Raw genomic sequence first — 25,708 nt, 5'->3', positions numbered from 1 at the left:
AGTGGCGGGCGTTCCTTCGACCGTCGTGACGACCGTGGCGGTGACCGTGGTGGCTTCCGCCGCGACGACCGCGGCGAGCGTGGTGGGCACCGTGGCAGCGACCGTCCGTTCAACCGTGACCGCCAGGGCGACCGTCCCGGCAGCGACCGTCCGTTCAACCGCGACCGTCAGGGCGACCGCCCCGGCTTCCGCGCCGGCGGTCACGACCGCCCGTACGGCCGTCGTGACGACCACCGAGGCGGTTCCTCCTCCTTCGGCCGCCGTGACGACAAGCCGCGCTGGAAGCGCAACGGCTGACGTCTGACCGTCTGAACGCGCCGTGGCCTCCGCCCCACCGGGTGGAGGCCACGGCGCTTTGTTCAGGCGCTTTGTTCAGGCCACCGAGTGACGCATGTCACGCCTGGCGCAAGGGAATTGCTGGGGGCATGACAGATGACGCCAAGGCGAGTGGACTGTCGGACGAGGAACGGCTGGCCCAGCTCGGCTACACGCAGGTTCTGGCCCGCCGCATGTCGGCGTTCTCCAACTACGCCGTCTCCTTCACGATCATCTCGGTCCTCTCGGGCTGCCTGACCCTCTATCTCTTCGGCATGAACACGGGCGGCCCCGCCGTCATCACGTGGGGCTGGGTCGCCGTCGGCCTGATGACCCTCTTCGTCGGCCTGGCGATGGCCGAGATCTGCTCGGCGTACCCGACCTCGGCGGGCCTGTACTTCTGGGCGCACCGCCTCGCACCGCCCCGTACGGCGGCGGCCTGGGCCTGGTTCACGGGCTGGTTCAACGTGCTGGGCCAGGTCGCGGTGACCGCCGGCATCGACTTCGGCGCCGCGTCCTTCCTGGGCGCCTACCTGAACCTCCAGTTCGGCTTCGAGGTCACGCCGGGCCGCACGATCCTCCTCTTCGCGGCCATCCTGATCCTGCACGGCCTGCTGAACACCTTCGGCGTCCGCATCGTCGGCCTCCTCAACAGCATCAGCGTCTGGTGGCACGTCGTCGGCGTCGCGGTCATCGTCGGCGCGCTGACCTTCGCCCCCGACCAGCACCAGTCGGCGTCCTTCGTCTTCGGCGAGTTCGTCAACAACACCGGCTGGGGCAGCGGCGTCTACGTCGTCCTCATCGGTCTCCTCATGGCCCAGTACACGTTCACCGGCTACGACGCCTCGGCCCACATGACCGAGGAGACGCACGACGCGTCCACGGCCGGCCCGAAGGGCATCGTCCGCTCCATCTGGACGTCGTGGATCGCCGGCTTCGTCCTCCTCCTCGGCTTCACCTTCGCCATCCAGTCCTACGAGGGCGCCCTCACGTCCCCGACCGGCGCACCGCCCGCGCAGATCCTCCTCGACGCCCTGGGCGCGACGGCGGGCAAGCTGCTTCTCCTGGTCGTCATCGGAGCGCAGCTGTTCTGCGGGATGGCGTCGGTGACGGCCAACAGCCGCATGATCTACGCCTTCTCCCGCGACGGCGCGCTGCCGTTCTCCCACGTCTGGCACACGGTCAACCCGCGCACCCGCACGCCGGTCGCGGCGGTCTGGCTGGCCGCACTGGCCGCGCTGGTCCTCGGCCTGCCCTACCTGATCAACGTCACGGCGTACGCGGCGGTGACGTCGATCGCGGTCATCGGCCTCTACATCGCGTACGTCATCCCGACCCTGCTGCGCGTACGCAAGGGCGCCGCATTCGAACGGGGGCCGTGGCATCTGGGCCGCTGGTCGCGGATGGTGGGCGTGGTGGCGGTGGCGTGGGTCGGCGTCATCACGGTCCTGTTCATGCTGCCGCAGGTCTCCCCGGTCACCTGGGAGACCTTCAACTACGCGCCGATCGCCGTCCTGGTCGTCCTCGGCTTCGCCGCGACCTGGTGGCTGGCCTCGGCCCGCCACTGGTTCCTCAACCCCGACCACGAACGCACCCGGGCCCGCGCCGCCGCCCGCGCGAACGCCCCCGAGCCGGTGGACCCGTAGCCGCCGCGTCCCGCCTCTCGCGTCCGGCGACACCGGCCCGACGCGGCCGTGACCCCGATACCCGATCGGCGTCCCGGCCGCGTCGGGCTATGCTCGGTGTGGCAACATCACGCAACACGCCCCGGGCCCTTAGCTCAATTGGCAGAGCAGTGGACTTTTAATCCATTGGTTGTGGGTTCGAGTCCCACAGGGCCTACAGGTCGGACCCCAGCTCACAGCAGGAATGAGCTGGGGTCCTGTCCGTCTCGGCCACCGGTCGTGATCGCCGGCCGGCCCGCTGCCGACACGGGGACTGTCCCGCGCGCAGCGGGGTTCAGGGCAGGCGACGTCCCAGCTTCGCCGACCGCCGGTTGTGCCCCTTGGTGTCCCACCATTCCTCCAGTAGCGCACGTACCAGGTGCACGACCTGCTGGAGGCGGCCGGGGTCAGGGGCCGGCGAGTCGAGGACGTCCGTGAAGGAGCTGTCCTCCCAGGGCAGCGTCACGGTCCAGCGCTCGTCCGGTCGGCCCGGCCGCTCCACCGTGAGGTGGTACGTCAGCAGGGCGTGTCCCCCCGTGCGGCGGTCGACCGACAGGCCGGTGATGCCGAACCGCACGCTTCCGTCACCGGTGGTGTAAGGGCGAGCCAGAGCCTGCTCGGCCGGTGTCTGCGCCATCGTTGCGTAACCCTCCCTGTTCCTGAGCCGTCCTGCGCGGCCCGCACCGAGTCCTCGCTCATCCGGCCATCAGTACTACGGCGCGCTGCCGCCCACGGACAACAGGGTGGTGACGCCCCTTCAGACGACCGCGAAGCCGAGCACGGCGTAGGACGCCGGCCAACGCTTACCAGGCTGTCGGCGGAGGGCAAGTCCTGCTTCCTCGCCCCCGGTGACGGCGGCGGGACCGTGTCCCGGCTCGCCGAGTGCCTCGCCGACGCGCTGAGGCTCGCGAAGTCCCGCCGACGACGACTGCCCGCGGACGACGGAGGCTGGGGGCGGTCTCATAGCGTTGTTCTGCCTGCCTGCCTGCCTGCCTGCCTGCCTGCCTGCCCCGCTCGACCGTTCGGAGCCCGCTGATGCCCCTCCCCTACGTCCTCCTCTCCGCCGCCGTCTCCCTCGACGGCTACCTGGACGACACCGGCCCCGACCGGCTGCTGCTCTCCTCCCCGGCCGACTTCGACCGCGTCGACGAGGTGCGGGCGTCCGTCGACGCGATCCTCGTCGGCGCCGGCACGATCCGGGCCGACAACCCGCGGCTGCTGGTGCACTCCGCCGAGCGGCGGGCGGCCCGCGTCGCGGCGGGGAGGGCGGAGTATCCGGTCAAGGTGACGGTCAGCGCCACCGGAGACCTGGACCCGGCGGCGGCGTTCTGGCACACCGGTGGGGAGAAGGTGCTGCTGACCACGGACGAGGGCGCGCGACGGGCCCGCGCTCTCGGGCTCGCCGCCGATGTCGTGCCGCTCGGTGCCGCGCTCGACTGGCGGACGGCGCTGGAGCACCTGCACGACCGGCGGGGCGTGCGGCGGCTCATGGTCGAGGGGGGCGGGACCGTCCACACCCAGCTGTTGCAGCGGGAACTCGCCGACGAGCTGCAGCTCGTCCTCGCGCCGCTGTTCGTCGGGGACCCGGCCGCGCCCCGGCTGTTCGGGCCCGGTGCCTACCAGGGCGGGCGGCTGCGGCTGGTGGAGTCGCGGCGCATCGAGGACGTGGTGCTGACGCGGTACCTGCCGACCGCCCCCGGCACCGGCGACCGCGTCACCGCCGCCGACCGGCACTGGCTGGCGCTCGCCTGTGAGCTGGCGGAGCTGTGCCCGCCGTCCGGGACGGCGTTCAGCGTGGGGGCGGTCGTGGTCGCCGCCGACGGGAGCGAGCTGGCGCGGGGGCACTCGCGGGAGGGCGGCGACTCCGTCGTGCACGCCGAGGAGGCGGCGCTCGCGAAGGCCGACCGCGCCGATCCGCGGCTCGCGGGCGCCACCGTGTACAGCAGCCTGGAGCCGTGCGCCCGCCGCGCCTCCCGGCCCGCGCCCTGCGCGCGGCTGATCCTCGACGCCGGGGTGCGCCGCGTGGTCACGGCCTGGCGGGAGCCGGACACCTTCGTGCCGGGGGCCGACGGCAGCGGGGTGCTCGCCGCCGGGGGCGCCACCGTCGTCGTACTGCCGGAGTACGAGCGGCGGGCGAAGGCGCCGAACCGCCACCTGGAGGGGTAGGGATTTACGGATGTGCATTCCACCCCCGGGATGACGTACAGTGGAGACACAACGGCGCGGGGTGGAGCAGCTCGGTAGCTCGCTGGGCTCATAACCCAGAGGTCGCAGGTTCAAATCCTGTCCCCGCTACTCAAGGCCGAAGGCCGGAATCCATGAGGATTCCGGCCTTCGGTGTGTTTGCCCTTCGCACCCGCCTCTCGCACGTGCTCCGCCGCGTCACCCGCTCGGCCCTCACGGCTCGCCCCCCGTCCCCGCTCCGGGAAACCTGGAGTACGGGACGGCAAGCGGCGCGGACGTGCGGGGTGGCGGGAGACGAGTGGTGCGGCCAGGTGACGTGGAGGACGAGGGAGCGTACGCCCGGGCCGGCGGCCGGCTCCCCGGCGACCCCGTGCCCGACCCCGGCCTCGGCGGCGGCCCGGAGCGCGTGCCGCCGCTCGCCGGGCGGCCGGCCGCGGGGCTGCCGACCGCATCGCCGCCGCCGCGGCGGACCTCGTACGGGCGTGCCTTCGTGCGCCTGCTCCCCGTGCTGCTGATCGTCGCCGCCGTCCTGTACGACATCTTCACCCCGAGGTACTTCACCGCAGGGCCCCTCTACACGGCCGCGCCCCTGGTCGCCGCCCCGGTCTACTCACGGCGCGGCACGGTGCTCACCGGTGTCGCCGTGGTCGCCGCCGTCATCGGGCTGCAGCTGAGCAAGGGAGTCATCCACTACGTCGACTCCCTCACCGAGCTGATCACCATCGCGACGGTCGCCGTCCTCGCCGTCCTCGTGAACGGCTTCGTCCGCCGCACGGGCGAGCGCCTCGTCTCCGTCCGTGAGATCGCCGAGGCCGCCCAGCGCGCCGTGCTGCCCGAGCCCGCCGAGCGGATCGGCGGTTTCGAGATCGCCGCCTGTTACGAGGCCGCGCAGGCCGACGCCTTCATCGGCGGCGATCTGTACGCGGTGCAGGACAGTGCGCGCGGCATCCGGCTCATCGTCGGGGACGTGCGCGGCAAGGGCATGGGCGCGGTGGCCGCCGTCGCCGTCGTGATCGGCGCCTTCCGGGAGGCCGCCGAGCAGGAGGCGACGCTGGAGGCGGTGGCACAGCGACTGGAGCGTGCGCTGGCCCGCGAAGGAACCCGGCGGGACGGACTGGACGCCTTCGAGGGGTTCACCACCGCCGTACTCGCCGAACTCCCGCACGGCGACGGGATCGTACGCATCGTCAACCGCGGCCATCCGCCGCCCCTGCTGCTGTACGCCGACGGCACCCTGCGCCCGCTGCCCGCCCGGGAGTCGGCGCTGCCGCTCGGCATGGGTGAGCTGGGCGTGTGGCCCGACCGCGCGGAGGAGGCCGACTTCCCCGCCGGGGCCACGCTGCTGCTGTACACCGACGGGCTGTCGGAAGCGCGGGACGGGCGGGGCGAGTTCTACGAGCCGCACGCGCGGCTGGCCGGCCGCGTGTTCCGGCATCCGGCGGAGCTGCTCGGCACCCTCGCCGAGGACGTGCGCAGGCACTCCGGGGGTGGTATGGCCGACGACATGGCACTGCTCGCCGTACGGCGACCTTGATCGACATCACCGGACGTGACGGTCCGACCGCCCTGCGCATAACAACTGATGCACCATCAGAAACTTGTGCCGTGAAGGGGAATACCGAAGCGCGGTCAACTCGCCCGGTTTTCACCGATCGTGAGGCCTACGTCCGGGCCGGATCCGTTAATGATCAAGAGGAACGGCTTGGAATCCGAGCCCCGCGTCTATTAACGTTCGATAACGCAGCGCGGTCGTCCCAGCCGTCACAGAAGGCGGCTCCGTGCGCACGCGCCGAATCCCGCAAGGGAACCGGGGAACCACCACATTGGGGTGAATCGCTCGTACGACGCCGTGGAGACACGGCGGATATACGCGCGTAGGAGACCTTCCTGCTCCGAACCCGTCAGCTAACCCGGTAGGCGAAAGGAAGGAAAGGAGTACGCCCACGTGGCGTCCAACCGGCCTGCCCCCGAGGCCCCGTTCGTGCCCAGCGGGCACGACACCGACACCTTCGGCTACGACGTCCACCGCGCCGAAGAGGGCCCCTGGGAGGAGTGGAACCCCACCGCGGAGTCCATCCGCCCCGTACGCGGCCGGCACCGCGTCGCCAAGCAGCGCGGCGGGCTCGCCCGCAGCTCCACCGTCCTCGGCGTCGGTGTCATAGCCGCCGTCGGCGCGGGCGGCATGGCCAGTGCGCAGACCGGCAAGCCGCCGGTGTCGATCTCCATGCCGGACCTGCCGAACGTCGGCTCGCTCATCTCCGACGAGGAGAAGCCGGAGCCGGAGGGCTCCGCCACCCCGCTCAGCAGCATCGGCACGGTCGCCGCCGACACCTCCTCGGAGAGCGCCGCCGACGCCGGTGAGACGCTGCGGGCCCGGATCATGGCGCAGGCCGAGCAGCAGCAGACCCAGGTCGAGACCAAGGCCGCCGCCGAGGCCGCAGCCGCCGCCGAGAAGAAGGCCGCGGAAGCCGCCGCCAAGGCGGAGAAGGAGGCCGAGGCCAAAGCCGCCGCCGCCAAGAAGAAGGCGGAGGAGGAGGCCGCGAAGAAGGCCGAGGCCGAGCGGCTCGCGAAGCTGGCCAAGCAGTACACACTGCCGACCTCCTCGTACACGATCTCCTCCAGCTTCGGCCAGGCCGGCGCCTACTGGTCCTCCGGCTACCACACCGGTCTCGACTTCGCCGCTCCCACGGGCACGCTGCTCAAGGCGGTGCACAGCGGCACCATCACGTCGGCCGGGTACGAGGGGTCGTACGGCTACAAGACCGTGCTCACCCTCGACGACGGCACCGAGATCTGGTACGCCCACCAGTCCTCCATCAGCGTCAGCGTCGGCCAGAAGGTCACCACCGGTGACGTCATCGGCCGCGTCGGCGCCACCGGCAACGTCACCGGCGCGCACCTCCACATGGAGGTCCACACCAGCGGAGGCGGCGGTATCGACCCGATGGCGTGGCTGCAGAGCAAGGGCCTGACTCCCTGACCCACGCCGTTTCCGGCCCCACCGCCCCTGGTTCCGGCGGTCCTGACGGCGACCCCCCGACGCCAGGGCTGCCGGTTTGCGGGAACTTTGCCCCGCTTCCGGAATCGCCAGATCCGGTACGTTCGTTGACGCAGGACATGACTTCTCTGCGCAAGCTCGGCTCCTCCGACCTGGAGGTCTTCCCCCTCGCCCTCGGCGGGAACGTCTTCGGCTGGACCGCCGACCAGGACACCTCCTTCGCCGTCCTCGACGCGTACACCGCCGCGGGCGGCAACTTCCTCGACACCGCCGACTCCTACTCCGCGTGGGTCGACGGCAACAGCGGCGGCGAGTCCGAGACCGTCATCGGCAAGTGGCTCGCCTCCCGCGGCAACCGCGGTGACGTCGTCCTCGCCACCAAGGTCAGCCAGCACCCCGAGTACCCGGGACTGTCCGCCGCGAACATCAAGGCCGCCGCCGACGCCTCGCTGCGCCGCCTGGGCACCGACCACATCGACCTCTACTACACCCACTTCGACAAGCCCGAGGTGCCGGTGGAGGAGATCATCGGCGCGCTCGACGAACTGGTGAGGGCGGGCAAGGTCCGGCACATCGCCGCCTCCAACATCTCCGCCGAGCGGCTCGCGGAGTCCCTGGCCTTCTCCGACCGTGAGGGCCTCGCCCGGTACGTGGCCCTCCAGCCCCACTACAACCTGGTCTCGCGCGACACCTACGAGGGCGAGTCGCGCGACCTCGCCGAGCGGGCGGGTCTGGCCGCCGTGCCGTACTACGCCCTCGCGTCCGGCTTCCTCACGGGCAAGTACCGGCCCGGTGCCGCCGTCGACAGTCCGCGGGCGGGCGGTGCGGCGAAGCACCTGGAGACCGAGCGCGGCCGGCGGGTCCTCGCGGCCCTGGACGAGATCGCGGAGGCCCACGACGCTCCCGTCGCCACGGTCGCCCTGGCCTGGCTGGCCGCGCAGCCGACGGTGGCCGCGCCGATCGCGTCCGCGCGCACGGTGGAGCAGTTGCCGGCGCTGCTGGGGGTGGCGGAGCTGAGCCTGACGGAGAGCGAGGCCGGGAGGCTTACGGAGGCGTCGGCCTGAGTCCCGGTCTCCGGAACGGGCGGTGCGGCCGTCACTGGCCTTATCGCTGTTCCTGCCTTTACCGCGTCACCGCCTTCACCGCGTTCACCGCCTTCACCGCCTTCACCGCCGTTACGGCCGGTAGGGGCTGGGCGGAGAGTACGGGACGTAGGCGGCTTGCGCCGTGTGCGGGCTGTACGCGGCCGGTGCGGCGTACGGCGTCGGGGCCGCCGCCGGGTGGGCGGGCCCGTACGCCGTCCCGTACGCCGCTCCGTACGGATGCGCCCAGGGGCGTGCGGCCACCGGCACGGGCGGCGCCGTGGCCCGGGCCGCGTAGTCCAGTGCCGGGCGCGCCACGTCGCGCCGGTGCCACAGGGCGTTCAGCAGCTCCCGCTCCCGTACGGCGAAGTCGGCGCCCGCCCTGCCCCGGCGCCCGCGCTGTCGCAGGAACGCCAGCGAGGTCGCGTACGCCTCGTACTGCGCCACCGCCCGCGCCGCCTCCTTCCCGGCATGCCGCAAGGCGTGCCGACGGGCGATGCGGCGGGCCCGCATCGAGCCGAGCGCGTACGGCTCCGTCGGCGCCAGCCACCCGGCCACGACGTACACGGGGAGTTCGGCGCGTACGGTGCCCAGTTCGCGCTGCCGGGTCCAGATCACCAGCCAGGTCAGCAGGCCGAAGGACGGCACCATGAAGGCCGCGTAGACGGCGAAAAAGCCGTACTCGCCGAATGCCGCCGAGCCGTTCCACAGCGCGTGCACGCCCATCGCCAGCAGCAGTCCGGACAGGGGGAGCAGGGCGCGGCGCAGGCGGTGGCGGCCCGCGGAGAGCGCGGCGAGGCCGAAACCGATGCCGGTGAGCACGGTGAAGAGCGGGTGGGCGAACGGCGACATCACGATGCGGACGAAGAAGGTCGCCGCGGTGACGGAGGTGATGCCGCTGCCACCGGTGAGCTGGTCGGTGCCGAAGGCGTTGCCCAGGTAGAGGATGTTCTCGGTGAAGGCGAAGCCGGTGGCGGTGACGCCCGCTATGACGACGCCGTCGACGATGCCGGTGAAGTCCCGCCTGCGGAAGAGGAAGACCAGGAGGACGGCGGCGGCCTTGGCGGACTCCTCCACCACCGGGGCTATGACCGTGGCGCCCAGGGTGTCCGCGCCGGCCGGGTCGGCGGTGGCCGTCGCTATCCATCTCGTCGCGAAGCTGTTGGCGACGATCGCTATCAGCGCCGCCGCGCAGGCTCCCCAGGCGAAGCAGAACAGCAGGTTCCGCCACGGCCCGGGCTCCACCCGGTCCAGCCAGCGGAACGCGGCCATGAGCAACGGCACGGGCAGCACCGCGAGGCCGAGCCCCACCAGGAACCCCCGCGTGCCGGTCTGCTCGCGCACCAGGGCCAGGATCACCAGGCCGGAGAGCGCGAGGAGGGTGATCAGTGCGCCGTAACGCACCCAGGTGCGCTGCCACCAGTGCGGCTGCGTATGCGCATGCGTGTGGGGACGCGTCGGATACGGGGGACAGGTGGCCACGGCATGGACCCTAACCGGTGGGGGGCTGCTCCTTGTGCTGATCGCGGTGCTGATCGCCATGCGACGCGGAGTGCGCTACGGAGTGCTGTACGCGGCGGAAGAGCAAGTCGTTCACGACATGACCCTTGTCCAGTCCCTGGCCCTCGAAACGGGTCTGTGGCCGGTGGGCGGGACGCGGCGCGAAACCACCGTCCCGCACGGTGTTCTCGAAGTCGGGGTGCGCGGTGAGGACGTCGAGCATCTGCTCGGCGTACGGCTCCCAGTCCGTGGCGCAGTGCACGATCGCTCCCGGCGCGAGGCGGGTCGCCGCCAGGGCCAGGAACTCCGGCTGGATCAGGCGCCGCTTGTGGTGCCGCTTCTTGGGCCAGGGGTCGGGGAAGTAGACGCGCAGTCCGGCCAGGGAGTCGGGGGCGAGCATCTCGCGCAGGAGGATGATCGCGTCGCCGTTGGCCACCCGGATGTTGGACAGGTCGTTCTGCTCCGCGAGACCCAGCAGGTTGCCCTGGCCGGGGGTGTGGACGTCCACGGCGAGGATGTTGGTGTCCGGGTCGGCGGCGGCCATCCGGGCGGTGGCCTCGCCCATGCCGAAGCCGATCTCCAGGACGACGGGGCGGGCGTTCCCGAACAGCTCGGCGAGGTCGATGACCCGCTGCCCGTCGATGTCCAGCCCCCACCGGGGCCACAGCCGCTGCAGTGCGTCCGCCTGCCCGGCGGTCACCCGGCTGCGCCGGGGCTGGAAACTGCGGATCCGCCGCTCGAAGTGCGACCCGGCGGGATCGGCCTTCGGCCCGTCCGGGAAACGGGGCTCACCCTTGGCACGGGTGTGCCGGAGGGAATCATCGGCCTGGGAGCCACCGGCCTGGGGGCCACCGGCGTGGGAGGCGGCGGGCTCGGGAGCGGCCGGCTCCTCGGCGGCGGGCCGGTGAGCGTCGGAGGCGTTGCGGAAATCAGACACAGTGCCCTCGATTTTACGGGTGGCCGAGCATGGCCAGCGCCCTGCGCCCCACCTCCCGACCGATCGGCAGCGACGCCGTCGCCGCGGGCGACGGTGCGTTCAGGACGTGCACGGCGTGGGCGCCCTCGCGGATCATGAAGTCGTCCACCAGTGTGCCGTCCGCCAGGACCGCCTGTGCCCGCACCCCCGCGGGCGCCGCCACCAGGTCCGACTCCGTCACCGCGGGGAGCAGCCTGCGCACGGCCGTGGTGAACGCGGTCTTGGACAGCGACCGCCGAAGCTCGCCCGCCCCGTATCTCCAGTGCCGCCGGGCTATCCGCCACGAGCCCGGCCAGGCCAGCGTCCCGCCCAGCTCGCCGGGCCGCACCACGCCCCAGCCGTACCCCTCCCGGGCCAGCGCCGGTACCGCGTTGGGCCCGACGTGCACGCCTCCGTCGATGCCGCGGGTCAGATGCACCCCGAGGAACGGGAACGCCGGGTCCGGCACCGGATAGACCAGTCCCCGCACCAGCTCGGGCCGGGCCAGCTCGTAGTACTCACCCCGGAAGGGGACGATCCGCATGCCGGGGTCGTCCCCGGTCATGCGGGCGATCCCGTCGCAGTGCAGCCCGGCGCAGTTGACCAGGACCCGGGCGCGGAGCACGTCCCCGGAGCGGGTGCGCACGGCGACCCCGAGGCCCGGGCGCCGGTCGATGTGCCGAACCTCGGCGCCGTAGCGGATCTCCGCGCCCGATGCGCGGGCCAGCTGCCGGGCCACGGCCACGTAGTCGCAGACGCCGGTCGTGCCGACGTGTATGGCGGCGAGGCCGCGCACCTCGGGCTCGTACTCCGGGATCTGCGCCGCGCCCAGCTCGCGGACCGGTATGCCGTTCTCCCGGCCGCGCTGCACGAGCGCGTGCAGGCGGGGCAGCTCGGAGCGGTCGGTGGCGACGATCAGCTTGCCGGTGACGGCGTGCGCGATGCCGTACTCGGCGCAGAACTTGACCATCTCCGCCGCGCCCCGCACCGCGTAGCGGGCCTTCAGCGAGCCGGGGCGGTAATAGACACCGCTGTGGATGACGCCGCTGTTGCGGCCCGTCTGGTGCCGGGCCGGCCCCGGCTCCTTCTCCAGCACGGTCACACGGGTGCCCGGCGCGGCGCGGGTGATCGCGTACGCCGTCGACAGCCCGACGATCCCGCCGCCGATCACCAGCACGTCGCAGTCGTACGCGACGCCGCGCCCGCTGCCCGGCGCGGTCGCGGTCCGCACTCGTTCCATCTTCCGGCCCACCTCCCGGCTTCGATAGTGCACTGCGCCACTGACAATGCCCTCAAACCCGGGAAGGGGCGGTGGATCAGGCCGGGGTCACCAGCAGGGGCCGGGCGCGCTCCCGCAGCTCGACCACGCGCGGCTCGTCGCCGTACGGCTCCAGGCGGTGGAGGAGGTCCTTCACGTACTCGGTGGTGCGGGCCGAGGAGATGCGGCCGGCCACCTCGACCGCCCGCACGCCCTGCTCGCAGGCCGCGTCCAGATTGCCCGACTCCAGCTCGGCCACCGCCGAGACGACGAGTCTGAGGCCGTGCGAGCGTACGAACTCCTCCGTCGGTTTCGACAGGGCCTGCTCGGTGAAGCGGCGGACCTGGCGTGGTGCCTTCAGGTCGCGGTAGCACTCGGCGGCGTCGGCGGCGAACCGGTCGTAGGAGTAGAAACCCAGCCACGTCGGGTCGCTGTCGCCGGGGCGGGCGCGCTCCAGCCAGCTCTCGGCGGCCTTCAGGGCCGCGCCGGCCGCCACCGCGTCGTTCGCGCGCGCGTGGGCCCGGGCCTCGACCAGGCGGAAGAAACTCATGGTGCGGGCCGTGGCCAGGCCCCGGTTGCGTTCGAGCGCGGCCTGCGCGAGGTCCACGCCCTCGTCGCCGAAGCCGCGGTAGGTGGCCTGGAGCGACATGGAGGCGAGGACGTAGCCGCCCAGGGGGACGTCGGCCGCCGCGCGGGCCAGACGCAGGGCCTGGATGTAGTAGCGCTGGGCCGCCTCCTGCTGGCCGGTGTCGAAGGCCATCCAGCCGGCCAGGCGGGTCAGCTCGGCCGAGGCGCCGAACAGGGCGCGGCCGACCTCGTCGGAGTAGGAGCCGAGGAGCAGCGGGGCCGCCTCGACGCGTAAGCACTCGGGGACCATCGACGAACGCCAGTCGCCGCCGCCGTACTTGGAGTCCCAGCGCCGGGCGTCCTCGGCGGCCTCCCGCAGTTTCCGCACATCACTGTGGCCGACTTTGAGCGGTGCGCCGGAGCCCTCGGCCGGGCTCGCGTCACGCGCCACCGAGCTGTCGGCCGGGGTTATCAGCCATCGCGAGGCGGGCGTGGCGTACGCGCTCACCGCGAACGAACCGGCCAGCGACTGCCAGATGCCGCCGGCGCCGGACCGGCGGCCGGCGAGGTCGAGACGGTACAGCTCGGTGGCGGACCTGACCGCCTGGCCGACGTCCCGGGGGAAGGCGAGGCCCACCTCGGGGGCGGGGTCCGCGTCCGCCAGGCCGATCTCGTGGAGCGGCACCGGGCGGCCGAGCTTCTGGCCTATGGCGGCGGCGATGAGGTGCGGCGCCGCACCCTGCGGCACCATGCCCTTCGACACCCAGCGCGCCACCGACGTCTTGTCGTAGCGAAGCGTCAACCCGCGTTGGGCGCCGAGGTCGTTGACGCGCCGGGCGAGTCCTGCATTGCTGATTCCCGCGAGGGCGAGAACGGCGCCGAGTTTGTCGTTCGGCCCGCGTTGCTCCCTGGACATGCGCCACCCCTCGACACAGACGGCTGCCGCGCTGGCATAACCACGCGGCATTCGTAAACCCAGCGTAGTTCGCCGGATCCCATGCGTTAAGAGGCATTCTTCCGGATGGCGGGATTGTGGTCCGTACTGAAGTGCGGTGTCCGCACGGTCCGTTGCCACGTGCTCCCAGTGTGTGGCCGTGCGCCCGCCCGTGCGCTCTCCTCCGGCCACGGGGGGAGCGGTTCCATGGGCGATGCGTGGGTCGGCCCGCTGTACTGGATCCAGTGGGCTGGGGGACGCCGCCGCCTACATCCCCGCGGGCGGCGGACCGGTCCGGGGGGCATGCCTCGCCTCCCGGACCGCACGCCTCCGATCGGTGCCGGTCGGTGAGCAGATCGTGTACGGAGCGTGTTCGAACGCGCTCGCGCGACGCTGATTTGGCTGAAAATCGACCCTGATGTTTTCGGGGTACCACGCCCCTCACCATGGGAGTTGAGGGCGCGTCGGGGAGCCAAAGGGCGCGTTGCGGGGGCGCATTCGCGTCGTCTTCGCGCCCTCGGAGAGCCTCCGAGGGGGAGCGGAGAGGGAGTTGGCGTCCTCGCGTGGGTTTCCGCGGGGGCGCATTCACGGGAGCACATGCGGCTCCGCCGCTGCTCTGCGGCGCGCCCTTCATGGCAGCATGGGACCAGTTCGTACGGTGCACTGGTTGTCCCCAGCCTGTGGAGGCGTCGATGCGGTGGTTGGTGGGGTGGAGCAGCGCCGCCGTGGGAGCAGCGGGAATCGCCGGAGCGGGCGGCTCCGCGGGGGCCACCGGCTACGACGGCGAGACCGTGCAGCCCGTGGGCGCCCAGCCGTTGTGGGGCGACCCCGATCCCCTGTGGGCGGTCGGCGACTGGCGCCCCGACGAGGTGCGCGTCGTCACCGCCGATCCACAGACCCGGATCGCCGTACTCGGCATCTGCGGCGCCACCGACGAGCAGCTGCGCGTCGGACTGTTCGCCGCGCGCGGCGGCGCCCTTCGGCATCTGACCGCGTGGCCCGGCAGCTACACGGCCGTCGTCCAGGTCGGCCGGCGGATCACCGTCTGCGGCGATCTCGCGGGCGTACGGCCGGTGTTCCACACTCCCTGGGCGGGCGGCACGGCCTACGCGACGGCCGCGCTGCCCCTGGCCGACCTCATCGAGGCCAACCTCGACTTCGGACACCTCGCCGCGCTGCTCGCCGCGCCCGACGTGCCGGCCGCGCTGGACGACTCCACCCCGTACGACGGCGTGAAACGCATTCCGCCGGGGCATGCGCTGATCCTGCGCGCCGGGGCACGCGAGATCGCCGGATACGAGCAGGTGGCCTCGCTCGCCGTGGCGGCGCCCTCGGCCGATCCCGACCGGGCGGTGGACGGCGTGCGGGACGCCTTGATCGAGGCGGTGCGCACGCGCCTCGCCGCGCCCCGGCACGTCCCCGGAGACGGCATCGACCCCGGGCCCGTGCCCGGCATGGGACCCGCGGAACGGCGTGCCGCGCGCGGGATGCCGGTCCCGGGGATCGGGGCCGACCTGTCCGGCGGACCGGCCTCGGGGACGCTGGCACTCCTGGCCGCCGGGCTGCCGGGGATGCCGGGGACCGTGCTCGGGCACGGCACGGGCGCGGGGGAGCGACTGCTGGCCGTCACCTTCAACGACCTCGCCGTCGGCGGGCAGGAGGCCGAGCTGGAGCGGGCGGGCGCGCTGGCGGCCAACCCGAGACTGCACCACGTGGTGGTCACCGGCGGCGAGGACGTCCTGCCGTACGCCGCGCTGGACGGGCCGCTGACGGACGAACCGGGTTCCGTGCTGGTGGCGGCGGCACGGCACCGGGCGCGGCTGGCGGCGGGCAGCGCGGACCACTTCACGGGGTACGGGGCGCGGCAGGTGCTGGACGCCCATCCGGCGCGGCTGGCCGACCTGCTGATGGACCGCAAGCGGCGCCATCTCGTGCGGCCGGTCGCCGCGCTGGCCAAGGCCGACGGGTCGGTGCTGGTCCCCGCGCGCGTGTACGCCGCGGCACGGCGGCTGGCGCGGACCCCGTACCGCACCGGCCTTGAGGTGCTCTCCGAACGGCTGCTGCGCCGTCGCTTCGACACGCCGGGCGACGGTGCGATGGAGGCGTCGCTCGCGGTGCTGTCCTGGGCCGGGCCGGGGCCGGCGGCGCGGTGGCTGACCGGAGAGGCGCTGGCTGAAGTATCGGTTCGCCTCCAGACGTCCTCCCAGCGTTCCGGGGTGGGGCCGGGGCAGCGGCCGGGTGACTTCCGCGCGCGTGCGGCGCTGGCGCGGCAGGCCGCGGACGTGCGGGTGCTGGAGCAGGCCGCCGAGATCCGCTTCCAGCGGCTGCACACGCCGTTCCTCGACAACCAGGTCGTCCGCGCCTGCCGTGCGCTGCCGGAGGCGCTGCGGGTGCAGCCGGGGGCACGGGCGTCGATTCTGCGGACGGTGCTGGAGGGGGCGGGGGTGAGCGATCTGCCGAGCGGCTGGGGGGCGCCCACGCAGGGGCTGGCGGCCTCCGCCGCGCGGACGGGGCTGCGGGTCGCCGCGGACTCCCTGCTGGGGCTCTTCGACACGCCGCTGCTCGCGGAGGCGGGGCTCGTGGAGGCGCGGGTCGTGCGCAAGGCGGTGCGTGCGGCGGCCGCGGGCGAGGCGCTGCCCCTGGACGGGCTGGCCGACCTCGTCTCCCTCGAACTGTGGCTCGGCCGCCTCCTCGCCCGCCGCGGCACCTGCTGGACCGGCACCCCGGCCCGCCAACGCGCGGTGCCGGCGGGCATCGCGCCGCAGCGGGGGGCGCTGGGCGGGGCGGGGGCGGTCGTGCGCCGCGTTTGACGGGGCGCCCTACTCGCAGGTGAACCGCGACCGCGCCCAGTCCGCGAGCGCCACCGAGTCGAAGGGGCTGTGCGGCTCGACCACCAGCCGTACGGACTCGCGCCCCGAGATGTCCACATGCACGGGCACCGCCGGGTCCCCGCCCTTGACCTTCCCCGAGCTCCACAGCCGGACGCCGTCGGCGTGCACCGAGAAGCGGACCTTGCCCAGCTTCATCGTCAGGTCGTCGACGCCGACCAGGGCGTCGTAGGACGAGCAGGAGCGGTTGAGGTCGATGGTGACGGAGGAGCGCCCGTGCACCGTGACGCCGTGCGCGTACCGTTCGCCGCCGATCGACAGGGCGGACCGTTGCCAGACCCAGCTGCTCCCGGCCAGCCGCATCTCGGGCCCGGACCCGTCGCCGCCCACGTCGTACGCCAGCTCGCTCCACTGGTAGACGGTCGGGGCGGGCGGTGGTGTCGGGGTCGGGGGCGGCGACGGGGTCGGGGACGGCGGGGGAGTGGGAGTGGGGGTTGGCGTCGGGGTCGGTTCGGGGGTGGGGGAGGGCTTGGGCGAAGGGGGCGGCGTCGGCCTGGGGGTGGGCGTCGGGGTCGGGGACGGCTCGGGTGCGGCCAGTGGTGGGCGTGGGCGCGGTGGCCGCGTCGAGGGCGCGGGTGTGTCCGGGGCGGGCTGGGCCACCGGTGAGGAGGCGGGCGGGGCGGCTTTCGGCGGCTGCTTCTTCGCGGCGTCGTCGCCGACCAGCGCGAAGACCAGCGCCGCCGCCGCGGCCACCGCCACCACACCGGCCGCGATGCCGGCCTTCACCGGTGCGCCCAGTCCCTCGGAGGCCGCCGCACCGCCCCCGGCACCAGCGCCGCCGGACGCGCCACCGCCCGTCGTGGCCGCCGCGCCCGCGGCGCCCGCCGCACCCGCGCCGCCGGCGATGATCCCCGCCGCCTTGGCGTACCCGGCGGCGCCGAACCAGCCGATGACCGCGACCGGTACCACGGCGGGAATGCCGCTCGCGACCTCCTTGATCTGACCGGCGGCCAGCCGGCACCTGGCGCACTCGTCCAGGTGCTTGCGCAGCCCCCATTCGGCCCGGGTGCGCAGCCGGCCGCGCGCGTAGGTGCCGAGCCGGTCGGCGTAGCGGGCGCACTCCTCGTCGGTGGCGAGGGCATCGCTGACGTGGGCCTGGAGGTAGGCCTGCTTCAGGCCCTCGCGGGCGCGGCTGGCCAGGACCCGGGTGCCGTTGGCGTCCAGCCCGAAGAGCACGGCCACCTCGCTCGGCGACTCGTCCTCGACCTCGGTGTGCCACAGCACGGCCTGCCATCGCTCCGGCAGGGAACGGAAGGCCCGCATGGCCATCGACTGCTCGGCCTCGTGCATGGCGCGGACGTCGGCGCCCAGCTCCAGGGTGTCGTCGTCCGGCACCTTGGCGGTGTGCGCGGCCTGCGCGGCGAACACCGCGAAGTCGTCGACCAGCTGCTCCCGCCCGGCCGACCGGGTCCAGCCGGCGGCGACGCGCCGCACCGCGGTGAGCAGGTAGGCGCGCACGGCGTGCTCCGGGCCCGAGCCGCCGCGTACCGCCTGGAGCATCCGGGCGAAGACCTCGGCGGTGAGGTCGTCGGCGGTGTGCGCGTCGCGGCAGCAGGTACGCGCGTACCGGCGCACCGCGTCCGCGTGGCGCCGGTACAGCTCTTCGTAGGCGGTGTCGTCGCCCGAGCGCATCCGCTCGATCAGCTCGGCGTCGGACAACGGCAGTTCGCGGAGCGGGGGCAGGACGCCGCCGTCGTGCAGGCCGCGTGGCGGGGGCAGGACGGCGCCGTCGTGCAGGTCGTCCAGACCGTGCCGGTCGCGCGGCGGAGGCAGGACGCCACCGTCATGCTGCTCGCGCGGCGGGGGCAGGACGCTGTCCTCGTGCAGCTCACGCTGAGCCGGGACGCTGCCTTCCGCCGGGGTGCCGCCTTCTGCCGAGCTGCTGCCTACCGCCGGGACGCACCCCTCCGCCGCCGGGGCGCCGCCTTCCGCCAGGCCGCTCCCCTTCGTCGGGACGCCGCCTTCCGCCGGAATGCCGCCCTCCGCCGACCCACCGCCCTCCGTGGGTACGCGGCCGCCCTCCGTGGAGGCGCGGTCGTCCTCCCTGGGGACGCGGCCACGTGCCGCCCGACCCGCTCCGCCCTGGCCCGGCACCTGCGGCGGGTCGCCGGGTCCGGCGTCGCCGTCACCGAGTGACCCGTCCCGCCCGTCAACGCTCATCGCGGAAAGCCCCCGCCACCGGCACTGCCTGTCCCGAACACCGGGTCAGCGTGCCATATTGGCTTTTGGTCAGGACCCCGCAGTGCGGACCATCACTCGTCCGTGGGGACTCGCCACGACGCGGTAATAACGCTCAGCCGTTCGGGGAAGGAGAAAGCACCCCGTCCAGGCGGGCGTGCAGCGAGACGCGCGGATTGTCCGGACCAGCCCGCTCACACCACCTCACACCCCGCATCACCCTGCCGGCACAGCGGCACAGCGGCACAGCGGCACAGCGGCACAGCGGCACAGCGACACAGCGACACCAACGGCACACGGCTCACGCCGGCCGCGACCGCAGTCCCTCCAGCAGGATGTCCAGCAGCCGGGACGAGGCCGCCGCCTGCTGTGCCGCGTCCGGCAGTGAGGGCGCCGCCGTGGCTATCACCAGCAGCACGTCCGACACCGACACGTCCGGCCGCAGCTCACCCGCCGACCGCGCCCGCTCCACGAGCCGGCCCACGACCTCCAGCAGCGCCGCCGCACCGTCGTCGTCCTCACCGGTGCCCGACGCACCGACGGGCGCGGACCCCTCGGACACCAGCCGCAGCTCGCCCGAGCCCGGCTGTATCCGCTGCTGCGGCACCCGCGGCTCGCCGGTCACGGCACCGCCGACACCGCCGACACCACCGGCGCTGCTGTCACCGTCGTCGGCCACCCCGACCCGCAGCACCCCGGGCGGCAGCAACCGCCCGGCGCCCGAGGCCACCGACGTCCGAAGGAAACGCGACAGCGCCGACCACGGCTCGTCCTCCTGCCCGAGCGCCGCCCGGGCCTGGTCGGTCAGCCGGGCCGTCTCCTCCTCGGCTATCCGCCGCACCAGAACGTCCTTGCTCGGGAAGCGCCGGTACACCGTGCCGACACCCACCCGCGCGCGCCGTGCCACGTCCTCCATCGGCGCTCCGTACCCCAGCTCGCCGAACACCTCGCGCGCCGCGCGCAGCACGTGCTCCAGATTGCGCTGGGCGTCCACGCGCAGCGGCGCGGTCCGCGAACCGTCCCCGCGCGCGCCGCCCGCCGCCGCACTCATCGCGCCACCCGGCGCGACAGTGGACGCGGACGACCAATGAGATTCCTGAACATGCATGACAATCCCCCGGTAATGACGTCTCCCCCCGGAGACTCTCCCCGCCATCGAAAGCCGGAGTGCGCGGAACAGGCCCGGTCCGTCGGTCCGCCCGTCGCGGACCCGATGAGCACATCCCCTACACACCGTGGGAAAGAACATAGTTGAGCGGGAGTCAATTCAGAAGGGGCACGTTCCGGGCGGAGTACCCACCGATCGGAGTACGGATCGTATACGCCCCATATGTGCCGCCTTCGCCCCCCGCACGCACCCCCACTGACCTGCACGACCACCCCGCATCCCGCCGCCCCGGCCAACCCCGCGCCGTCTCGGTCCCCGATCACACAAATCGACGAGCCTGTGGACAAACGCAAGCGTCGGGTGCGTCATGGGATGGTGAAGGAACGTGCGCGCATTCTCGTTGTCGGCGGCGGCTACGTCGGGATGTACACGGCCCTGCGTCTGCAGCGGAACCTGAGAGGCGAACTGAGGCGGGGCGAGGCCGAGATCACGGTCGTCACCCCGGACCCCTACATGACGTACCAGCCGTTCCTCCCCGAGGCGGCGGCGGGCTCGATCTCCCCCCGGCACGTCGTCGTGCCGCTGCGCCGCGTCCTCGACCAGTGCCACGTCGTCATCGGCGAGGCACGGTCCATCGACCACACGACGCGCACCGCCACCATCACCACCCTCGCCACCGACGAGGAGAAGACGGGCGCCCGCCGGCTGACGTACGACGAACTCGTCCTCGCGCCCGGCTCGGTCTCCCGCACCCTCCCGGTCCCCGGCCTCGCCGAGCACGGCGTCGGCTTCAAGACCGTCGAGGAGGCCATCGGCCTGCGCAACCACGTCCTCGAGCAGATGGACATCGCCTCCTCCACCCGCGACCCCGCCATCCGCGACGCCGCCCTCACCTTCGTCTTCGTCGGCGGCGGCTACGCGGGCGTGGAGGCCCTCGGCGAGCTGGAGGACATGGCCCGCTACGCCGCGCGGTACTACCACAACGTCACTCCGGACGACATGAAGTGGATCCTCGTCGAGGCGTCGGGCCGCATCCTGCCCGAGGTCGGCGCGGACCTGGGCCGCTACACCGTCACCGAACTGCGCCGCCGCAACATCGACGTACGCCTGGACACCCGCCTGGAGTCCTGCGCGGACCGCGTCGCCGTCCTCAGCGACGGCGCCCGCTTCCCCACCCGTACGGTCGTCTGGACGGCCGGCGTCAAACCGCACCCGATCCTCGCCGCCACCGACCTGCCCCTCAACGACCGCGGCCGGCTCACCTGCACCCCCCACCTGTCCGTCGACGGCGCCGCACACGCGTGGGCCGCGGGGGACGCCGCCGCCGTCCCCGACGTCACCGCCCCGGAACCCGGCCGCGAATGCGCCCCCAACGCCCAGCACGCCGTCCGCCAGGCCAGGGTCCTCGGCGACAACATCGCGCACGCCCTGCGCGGCGAGCCCCTCGACACGTACGCGCACAAGTACGCCGGCTCCGTCGCCTCCCTCGGCTTCCACAAGGGCGTCGCGCACGTCTACGGGCGCAAGCTGAAGGGCTACCCCGCGTGGTTCATGCACCGCGCCTATCACCTCAGCCGGGTCCCCACCGTCAACCGCAAGGCGCGCGTGCTGGCCGAATGGGCCCTGGCGGGACTCTTCAAGAGGGAGATCGTCTCCCTGGGTTCACTCGAACATCCGCGAGCGGAGTTCGAACTCGCGGCCGGTGGAAAGCCTTCTCAGGAACCTCCGCGCAACCCGAAGGGGTCGTCCTGACCGGAGTCAGGAACTCCCCCGGCCGGTCCGGCGTCTGACGGATGTCGGCCCGGTCGGCACCTACCCTGCCAGACTGGTCCACCACCGCGGGCGCGCCGCCGCTCGCTCCCGCGCGGCCCCCGCGGCCCCGGCCGTTCCCGGTCCGCCCCGGCCCCGGCCGCCGACAACTACACGAGGCAAGGATTCGTGAACTTCACGCGCTGGAGCGCCCGACTCCCCGGAACGCAGCGCCGCGCCGCAGCGCGGACCGACACGACGGTCTCCCCGGACCGGCGGAGCGACGGCTCCGTACCCGCCGCCCGCGCCGAACAGCTGACCGACGAGGCCCCGCCCGCCCCCGCCGTCGACGACCTCCCCGTGCGTGACGTCCTCGACCGCGTCCCGGCCCTCGTCGCCCTGGTCCACGGCCCCGACCACCGTCTCGCCTACGTCAACGACGCCTACGTCGCGGCCTTCGGCATGCGCAACCTGGGCGAACAGGCGTCCGAGGCGCTCCCCGAACTCGACGAGCTGGGCCTCTTCCCGCTCCTGGACCAGGTCCAGCGCAGCGGCAGACCCCGCACCCTCAAGTCCCGCAAGGCCCCCGACGGCCGCTCCTACACCTTCACCTGCACCCCGGTCACCGAGGGCGACCGCGGCGTACTCGTCTTCGCGACCGACGTCACCGACCATGCCGAGGCAGCGGCCCGCCTGCGCGCCAGCGAGGGCCGCCAGCGCGAGACCGCCGTCACCCTCCAGCGCTCCCTGCTCCCGCAGGAACTGGAGGAACCCGACGACCTGCGCGTCGCCGCCACCTACCACCCCGGCGGCACCGAGGCCGCGGTCGGCGGCGACTGGTACGACGTGATCACCCTCGGCGGCGGCCGCACCGCCCTGGTCATCGGCGACGTCATGGGCAGAGGGGTCCGCGCGGCGGCGGTCATGGGCCAGCTCCGTACGGCGGTCAGGGCCTACGCCCGCCTCGACCTGCCCCCGCACGAGGTGCTCCAGCTCCTCGACGGCCTCGCCACCGAGATCGACGCCAACCAGATCGCCACCTGCGTCTACGCCATCCACGACCCGAACGAGGGTCGGCTGGTCTACGCGTCCGCCGGGCACCTGCCCATCCTGGTCCGCGACGAGAACGGCACCGTCCAGCGCGCCGACGAACCCACCGGCCCCCCGCTCGGCACCGGCGGCTGGATGCACTCCTCGGGATCGATCGCCCTGACCCCCGGCTCCACGGCCGTCCTCTACACCGACGGCCTGGTGGAACGCCGCAACGAAGACCTGGACGAGGGCATCGCCGCCCTGGAGCGCGCCCTGTCCGGCGCGACCGGCACGCCCCAGGTGATCTGCGACCGCCTGGTCCGCTCGGCGGGCGTCACCCCGGAGCACGACGACGACGTCGCCGTCCTGGTCCTCCAGCACCCCGCCCGCAAGGGCGCCGAGGCCGAGCGCTTCCGCAACGCCGCCCTGGAACTGCTCGGCGGCGTGGAAGCGGCCCCACGCGCGCGTGCCTTCGCGTCCGGCGTCCTGACCAGCTGGCGCTTCCCCACCGACCTGCACGACCTGGGCGTCCTGGCGACCAGCGAACTGGTCGCCAACTCCCTCCAGCACGGCACGCCCCCCATGCGGCTGCGCCTGCGCCGTACCGACCGCCGCCTGATCATCGAGGTCACCGACGGCGACGACCACCTGCCCAGACGCCGCCGAGCCGAGCCCGGGGACGAGTCCGGCCGGGGCATCGCCATCGTCGCGACGATCGCCTCCAACTGGGGGTCCAGGCGCACACCCGGGGGCGGCAAGGCGGTCTGGTGCGAGTTCGTCCTGCCGAAGCCCTGAACGGGGAGCGGGACCAGGCCGGGACCGGGGCCGTGACGGGAACGAACCCGTCACAGCCCCGCCCGCTCACGCCTCCGCGGCCGCCACCGCGTCGGCCGGCGCCCCGTTCTGCGCGACCACCCGGCTCCTGGCGAGCGACGGCTGGTCCTGTACGTCCGTGAGCTGCCGCCCCAGCCGCACCGCCAGCACCGTGATGCCCAGAGAGAAGAGCAGGAAGGCCACGATGTACGGCGCGTGCAGCGAGGCCCCGAGCGGCCCGCCCACCGCCGGCCCGATCGCCAGCGCGAGCTGCTTCACCAGGGCGAAGGCGGAGTTGTACTGCCCGGCGAGCCCGTCCGGCGCAAGGTCCGCCACCAGCGGCGCCACCGTCGGCGACAGCAGCGCCTCGCCCAGACCGAACAGCGCGTACGTCGAGATGAAGGCGGCCGTCGCCATCGCCTGGCTGCCGTGCCCGAGCCCGGCGTACCCGGCCACGGCCCACGCCACGGCCCAGATCAGACCCACGGCGGCGATCACACGCGACCGCTTCCGCCGCTCCACGAACCTCAGCACCGCGAACTGCGCGATGACGATCACCAGGGTGTTCGCCGCCAGCGCGGTGCCCAGCGTGGAGGTGGAGATCCCCGCCGCCTCGACGCCGTACGCGCTCAGCCCCGACTCGAACTGCCCGTAGCAGGCGAAGAACAGCACGAAGCCCAGCACGCACAGCTGCACCATGGCCCGGTTGCCGAGCAGCTGCTTCCAGCTGCCCCCGGCGGACTGTCCCGGCGCCTCCTCCATGCGCGGCGCGCGCGGTGTGCGCACCGACGCCATCACCGCGACCAGCACCAGGAACATCGCCGCCTCGATCGCGAACAACAGCGTGAAGGACGCGGCGCTCGACGTGTCGACGAGATGCCCACCGATGAGTCCGCCGACGCCGAGCCCCAGGTTCTGCAGGAAGAACTGCGTCGCGAACGCCCGCGACCGCGTCTCGGACGGCGAACAGTCGACGATCATCGTGGCGAGCGCCGGCTGCATCACGGCCTGCCCGGCGCCGAGTGCGGCGGCGGACAACAGCACGGTGGCCGACGAGGCCGACACCCCCAGGCTCAGCGCCCCGAGCGCGGCGGTGACCAGGGCGGCGAGCAGAACCGGCAGCGGGCCGCGCCGGACGATGGCCCGCCCGGCGAACGGCAGCACGATCAACGCGGCCACGGCGAAGACGGCGAGTACGAGACCCGCCGTCACAGAACCGAGTCCCCGTACCTGCGCCACATAGACGTACAGGTAGGGGACGGTGAAGCCGAGCCCGAACGCGCTGAGTGCGTTGCCCACATGAATCCGGCGCATCGCTGCGCCCATTGCCCTGGTCACGTTCACCCTCTCTGGGTCGCTGCTCCATCCGTTAGGAGTGAAGACTTAGAAGCTAAAGTTCGAAGCTAAAGAGTACACAGCGAAGGACTTCAAGGCAAAGGAGTCGCGTGCCATACTGCGGCCATGGGCGACACCTCCGGCGCCGGCGAGCCGACACTCGAAGAGCAGATCGCCGCCTACCAGCGCGAGTTCCAGGACCTCGACCCCCAGGTCGAGAAGATCGTCTCGGCGCTGTCCCGCCTCAACCGCCGTATGAACGTCGCGTACGGCCGGCAGACCGCCGAGCTCGGCATCAGCAACACCGACTGGGAGGTGCTGAAGGCGCTCGTCCTCTCCGGCGCCCCCTACCGGCTGGGTCCCGGTGATCTCGCCAAGCGGCTCGGCCTGACGCCCGCCGCGATGACCCATCGCATCGACCGCATGGTGACGGAGGGACTGGTCACCCGGGAGCGCGACGAGTCCAACCGGGTCCGCGTCATCGTCGAGCTGACGGCGGAGGGGCGCGCGAAGTGGCTGGAGGCCATGCGCCTCGCCTCGGTCTTCGAGGAGGACCTGCTCCAGGACCTCTCCGCGGACGACCGGACCGCACTGGGTGACGTCCTCACCCGCCTCCTGCGCAGGGTGGAGCACGCCCAGCCGGACGCCGGCGGCCGCCTCAGCGACCTCGATTAAAGATCTTGACAGGGTTGCTTGACAGTCCCCCACGGGATCCGTAGGGTTCTTCGGGTTGCCACGGGGCCGTAACGGTTCTGCGGTAGCACCTCCCGCCGCACCAGCGGCAACCAAACCACCAGCGCGACCTCCCAGTGGGAATGACTTCGGCGTGTCCGAATTCAATTCCGATTGGGGTTCGACAGCCCGATCGACCTCGATTGGGAATCGCCGAGAAGGTCCGCTAAGGTTTGAGACGTCGGAACGGCCCAACAGCCGCGAAGACAACCCCCTCTGACGGGGAATCAGAGCCCGAAAGGATCTGATAGAGTCGGAACCGCCGGAAAGGGAAACGCGAAAGCGAGAACCTGGAAAGCACCGAGGAAATCGGATCGGAAAGATCTGATAGAGTCGGAAACGCAAGACCGAAGGGAAGCGCCCGGAGGAAAGCCTGAGAGAGTCTCTCGGGTGAGTACAAAGGAAGCGTCCGTTCC

The 25,708-nt window shown here is 72.8% G+C and carries 18 protein-coding genes, 2 tRNA genes and 1 riboswitch; of the genes, 11 read left to right on the top strand and 9 right to left on the bottom strand.

Annotation, left to right across the window (positions count from 1 at the left end; all coding sequences use genetic code 11):
- A partial coding sequence (locus ACIQ6R_RS20095) for a hypothetical protein (protein ID WP_404222699.1) occupies window positions 1-234 on the bottom strand: 234 nt, incomplete at its 3' end.
- Between the two features lie 191 nt (window positions 235-425).
- On the opposite strand from ACIQ6R_RS20095, the gene ACIQ6R_RS20090 reads away from it, so the two are divergent.
- A complete protein-coding gene (locus tag ACIQ6R_RS20090; RefSeq protein WP_404222698.1) occupies window positions 426-1,961 on the top strand; it encodes an amino acid permease in 1,536 nt (511 codons plus the stop codon).
- Between the two features lie 123 nt (window positions 1,962-2,084).
- Window positions 2,085-2,157 (top strand) — tRNA-Lys (locus tag ACIQ6R_RS20085).
- Window positions 2,158-2,274: 117 nt separating this feature from the next.
- Here the strand turns inward: ACIQ6R_RS20085 and ACIQ6R_RS20080 are convergent.
- Window positions 2,275-2,616 (bottom strand): hypothetical protein, encoded by a 342-nt coding sequence (locus ACIQ6R_RS20080; protein WP_404172366.1) that lies wholly within the window; start codon window positions 2,614-2,616, stop codon window positions 2,275-2,277.
- Between the two features lie 398 nt (window positions 2,617-3,014).
- On the opposite strand from ACIQ6R_RS20080, the gene ACIQ6R_RS20075 reads away from it, so the two are divergent.
- The 5 genes from ACIQ6R_RS20075 to ACIQ6R_RS20055 all read left to right on the top strand — a co-directional run bounded on the left by ACIQ6R_RS20075 (window position 3,015) and on the right by ACIQ6R_RS20055 (window position 8,225).
- Window positions 3,015-4,145, top strand: a complete 1,131-nt coding sequence (locus tag ACIQ6R_RS20075; protein ID WP_404222697.1) for a dihydrofolate reductase family protein — start codon at window positions 3,015-3,017, stop codon at window positions 4,143-4,145.
- A gap of 55 nt (window positions 4,146-4,200) precedes the next feature.
- Window positions 4,201-4,274 (top strand) — tRNA-Met (locus ACIQ6R_RS20070).
- 190 nt (window positions 4,275-4,464) lie between these two features.
- Complete coding sequence (locus tag ACIQ6R_RS20065; RefSeq protein WP_404222696.1) at window positions 4,465-5,697, top strand: PP2C family protein-serine/threonine phosphatase; 1,233 nt, start codon at window positions 4,465-4,467, stop codon at window positions 5,695-5,697.
- A gap of 243 nt (window positions 5,698-5,940) precedes the next feature.
- Window positions 5,941-6,097: riboswitch (cyclic di-AMP (ydaO/yuaA leader) on the top strand.
- Between the two features lie 11 nt (window positions 6,098-6,108).
- Entirely contained in the window at window positions 6,109-7,143 is a 1,035-nt protein-coding gene (locus ACIQ6R_RS20060; protein WP_404172357.1) for a M23 family metallopeptidase, read from the top strand.
- Window positions 7,144-7,280: 137 nt separating this feature from the next.
- On the top strand, window positions 7,281-8,225 hold the full coding sequence (locus ACIQ6R_RS20055; protein WP_404222695.1) for an aldo/keto reductase: 945 nt from the start codon (window positions 7,281-7,283) through the stop codon (window positions 8,223-8,225).
- A gap of 111 nt (window positions 8,226-8,336) precedes the next feature.
- Here ACIQ6R_RS20055 and ACIQ6R_RS20050 read toward each other — a convergent pair whose 3' ends face one another.
- The 4 genes from ACIQ6R_RS20050 to ACIQ6R_RS20035 form a co-directional block, all read right to left on the bottom strand.
- A complete protein-coding gene (locus ACIQ6R_RS20050; RefSeq protein WP_404222694.1) occupies window positions 8,337-9,725 on the bottom strand; it encodes a PrsW family intramembrane metalloprotease in 1,389 nt (462 codons plus the stop codon).
- A 10-nt stretch (window positions 9,726-9,735) separates the two neighbouring features.
- Window positions 9,736-10,680, bottom strand: coding sequence for a tRNA (guanosine(46)-N7)-methyltransferase TrmB (gene trmB / locus ACIQ6R_RS20045; RefSeq protein WP_404222693.1), 945 nt, complete (start codon window positions 10,678-10,680; stop codon window positions 9,736-9,738).
- Between the two features lie 13 nt (window positions 10,681-10,693).
- Window positions 10,694-11,938 carry an L-2-hydroxyglutarate oxidase gene (gene lhgO, locus ACIQ6R_RS20040; RefSeq protein WP_404172345.1) on the bottom strand — a complete coding sequence of 415 codons (1,245 nt, stop codon included), beginning with the start codon at window positions 11,936-11,938 and terminating at the stop codon, window positions 10,694-10,696.
- 76 nt (window positions 11,939-12,014) lie between these two features.
- Complete coding sequence (locus ACIQ6R_RS20035) at window positions 12,015-13,439, bottom strand: MFS transporter (RefSeq protein WP_404172342.1); 1,425 nt, start codon at window positions 13,437-13,439, stop codon at window positions 12,015-12,017.
- A 710-nt stretch (window positions 13,440-14,149) separates the two neighbouring features.
- On the opposite strand from ACIQ6R_RS20035, the gene ACIQ6R_RS20030 reads away from it, so the two are divergent.
- Window positions 14,150-16,267, top strand: a complete 2,118-nt coding sequence (locus ACIQ6R_RS20030; RefSeq protein ID WP_404172339.1) for an asparagine synthase-related protein — start codon at window positions 14,150-14,152, stop codon at window positions 16,265-16,267.
- Window positions 16,268-16,276: 9 nt separating this feature from the next.
- Here ACIQ6R_RS20030 and ACIQ6R_RS20025 read toward each other — a convergent pair whose 3' ends face one another.
- On the bottom strand, window positions 16,277-18,505 hold the full coding sequence (locus ACIQ6R_RS20025) for a sigma-70 family RNA polymerase sigma factor (protein ID WP_404222692.1): 2,229 nt from the start codon (window positions 18,503-18,505) through the stop codon (window positions 16,277-16,279).
- 319 nt (window positions 18,506-18,824) lie between these two features.
- Window positions 18,825-19,631: a TetR/AcrR family transcriptional regulator gene (locus ACIQ6R_RS20020; RefSeq protein ID WP_404222691.1), complete on the bottom strand. Its 807-nt coding sequence runs from the start codon at window positions 19,629-19,631 to the stop codon at window positions 18,825-18,827.
- Window positions 19,632-20,003: 372 nt separating this feature from the next.
- Here ACIQ6R_RS20020 and ACIQ6R_RS20015 point away from each other — a divergent pair, with 372 nt between their 5' ends.
- The gene (locus ACIQ6R_RS20015) at window positions 20,004-21,383 is read left to right on the top strand and encodes an NAD(P)/FAD-dependent oxidoreductase (RefSeq protein WP_404172330.1); all 1,380 of its coding nucleotides are present in this window, start codon (window positions 20,004-20,006) and stop codon (window positions 21,381-21,383) included.
- A gap of 186 nt (window positions 21,384-21,569) precedes the next feature.
- Window positions 21,570-23,207, top strand: a complete 1,638-nt coding sequence (locus ACIQ6R_RS20010; RefSeq protein ID WP_404222689.1) for a SpoIIE family protein phosphatase — start codon at window positions 21,570-21,572, stop codon at window positions 23,205-23,207.
- 66 nt (window positions 23,208-23,273) lie between these two features.
- Here ACIQ6R_RS20010 and ACIQ6R_RS20005 read toward each other — a convergent pair whose 3' ends face one another.
- Window positions 23,274-24,551: an MFS transporter gene (locus ACIQ6R_RS20005; RefSeq protein WP_404223013.1), complete on the bottom strand. Its 1,278-nt coding sequence runs from the start codon at window positions 24,549-24,551 to the stop codon at window positions 23,274-23,276.
- A gap of 135 nt (window positions 24,552-24,686) precedes the next feature.
- Here ACIQ6R_RS20005 and ACIQ6R_RS20000 point away from each other — a divergent pair, with 135 nt between their 5' ends.
- On the top strand, window positions 24,687-25,235 hold the full coding sequence (locus ACIQ6R_RS20000; RefSeq protein WP_404222688.1) for a MarR family winged helix-turn-helix transcriptional regulator: 549 nt from the start codon (window positions 24,687-24,689) through the stop codon (window positions 25,233-25,235).
- The last annotated feature ends 473 nt before the right edge of the window (window positions 25,236-25,708 follow it).

The sequence above is a fragment of the Streptomyces sp. NPDC096048 genome (assembly GCF_044763415.1).
In the GTDB taxonomy this organism is placed as follows: Bacteria; Actinomycetota; Actinomycetes; order Streptomycetales; family Streptomycetaceae; genus Streptomyces.
The sequence above is the reverse complement of the archived record's forward strand: the minus strand, read 5'-3'. Positions and strand labels throughout refer to the sequence as shown.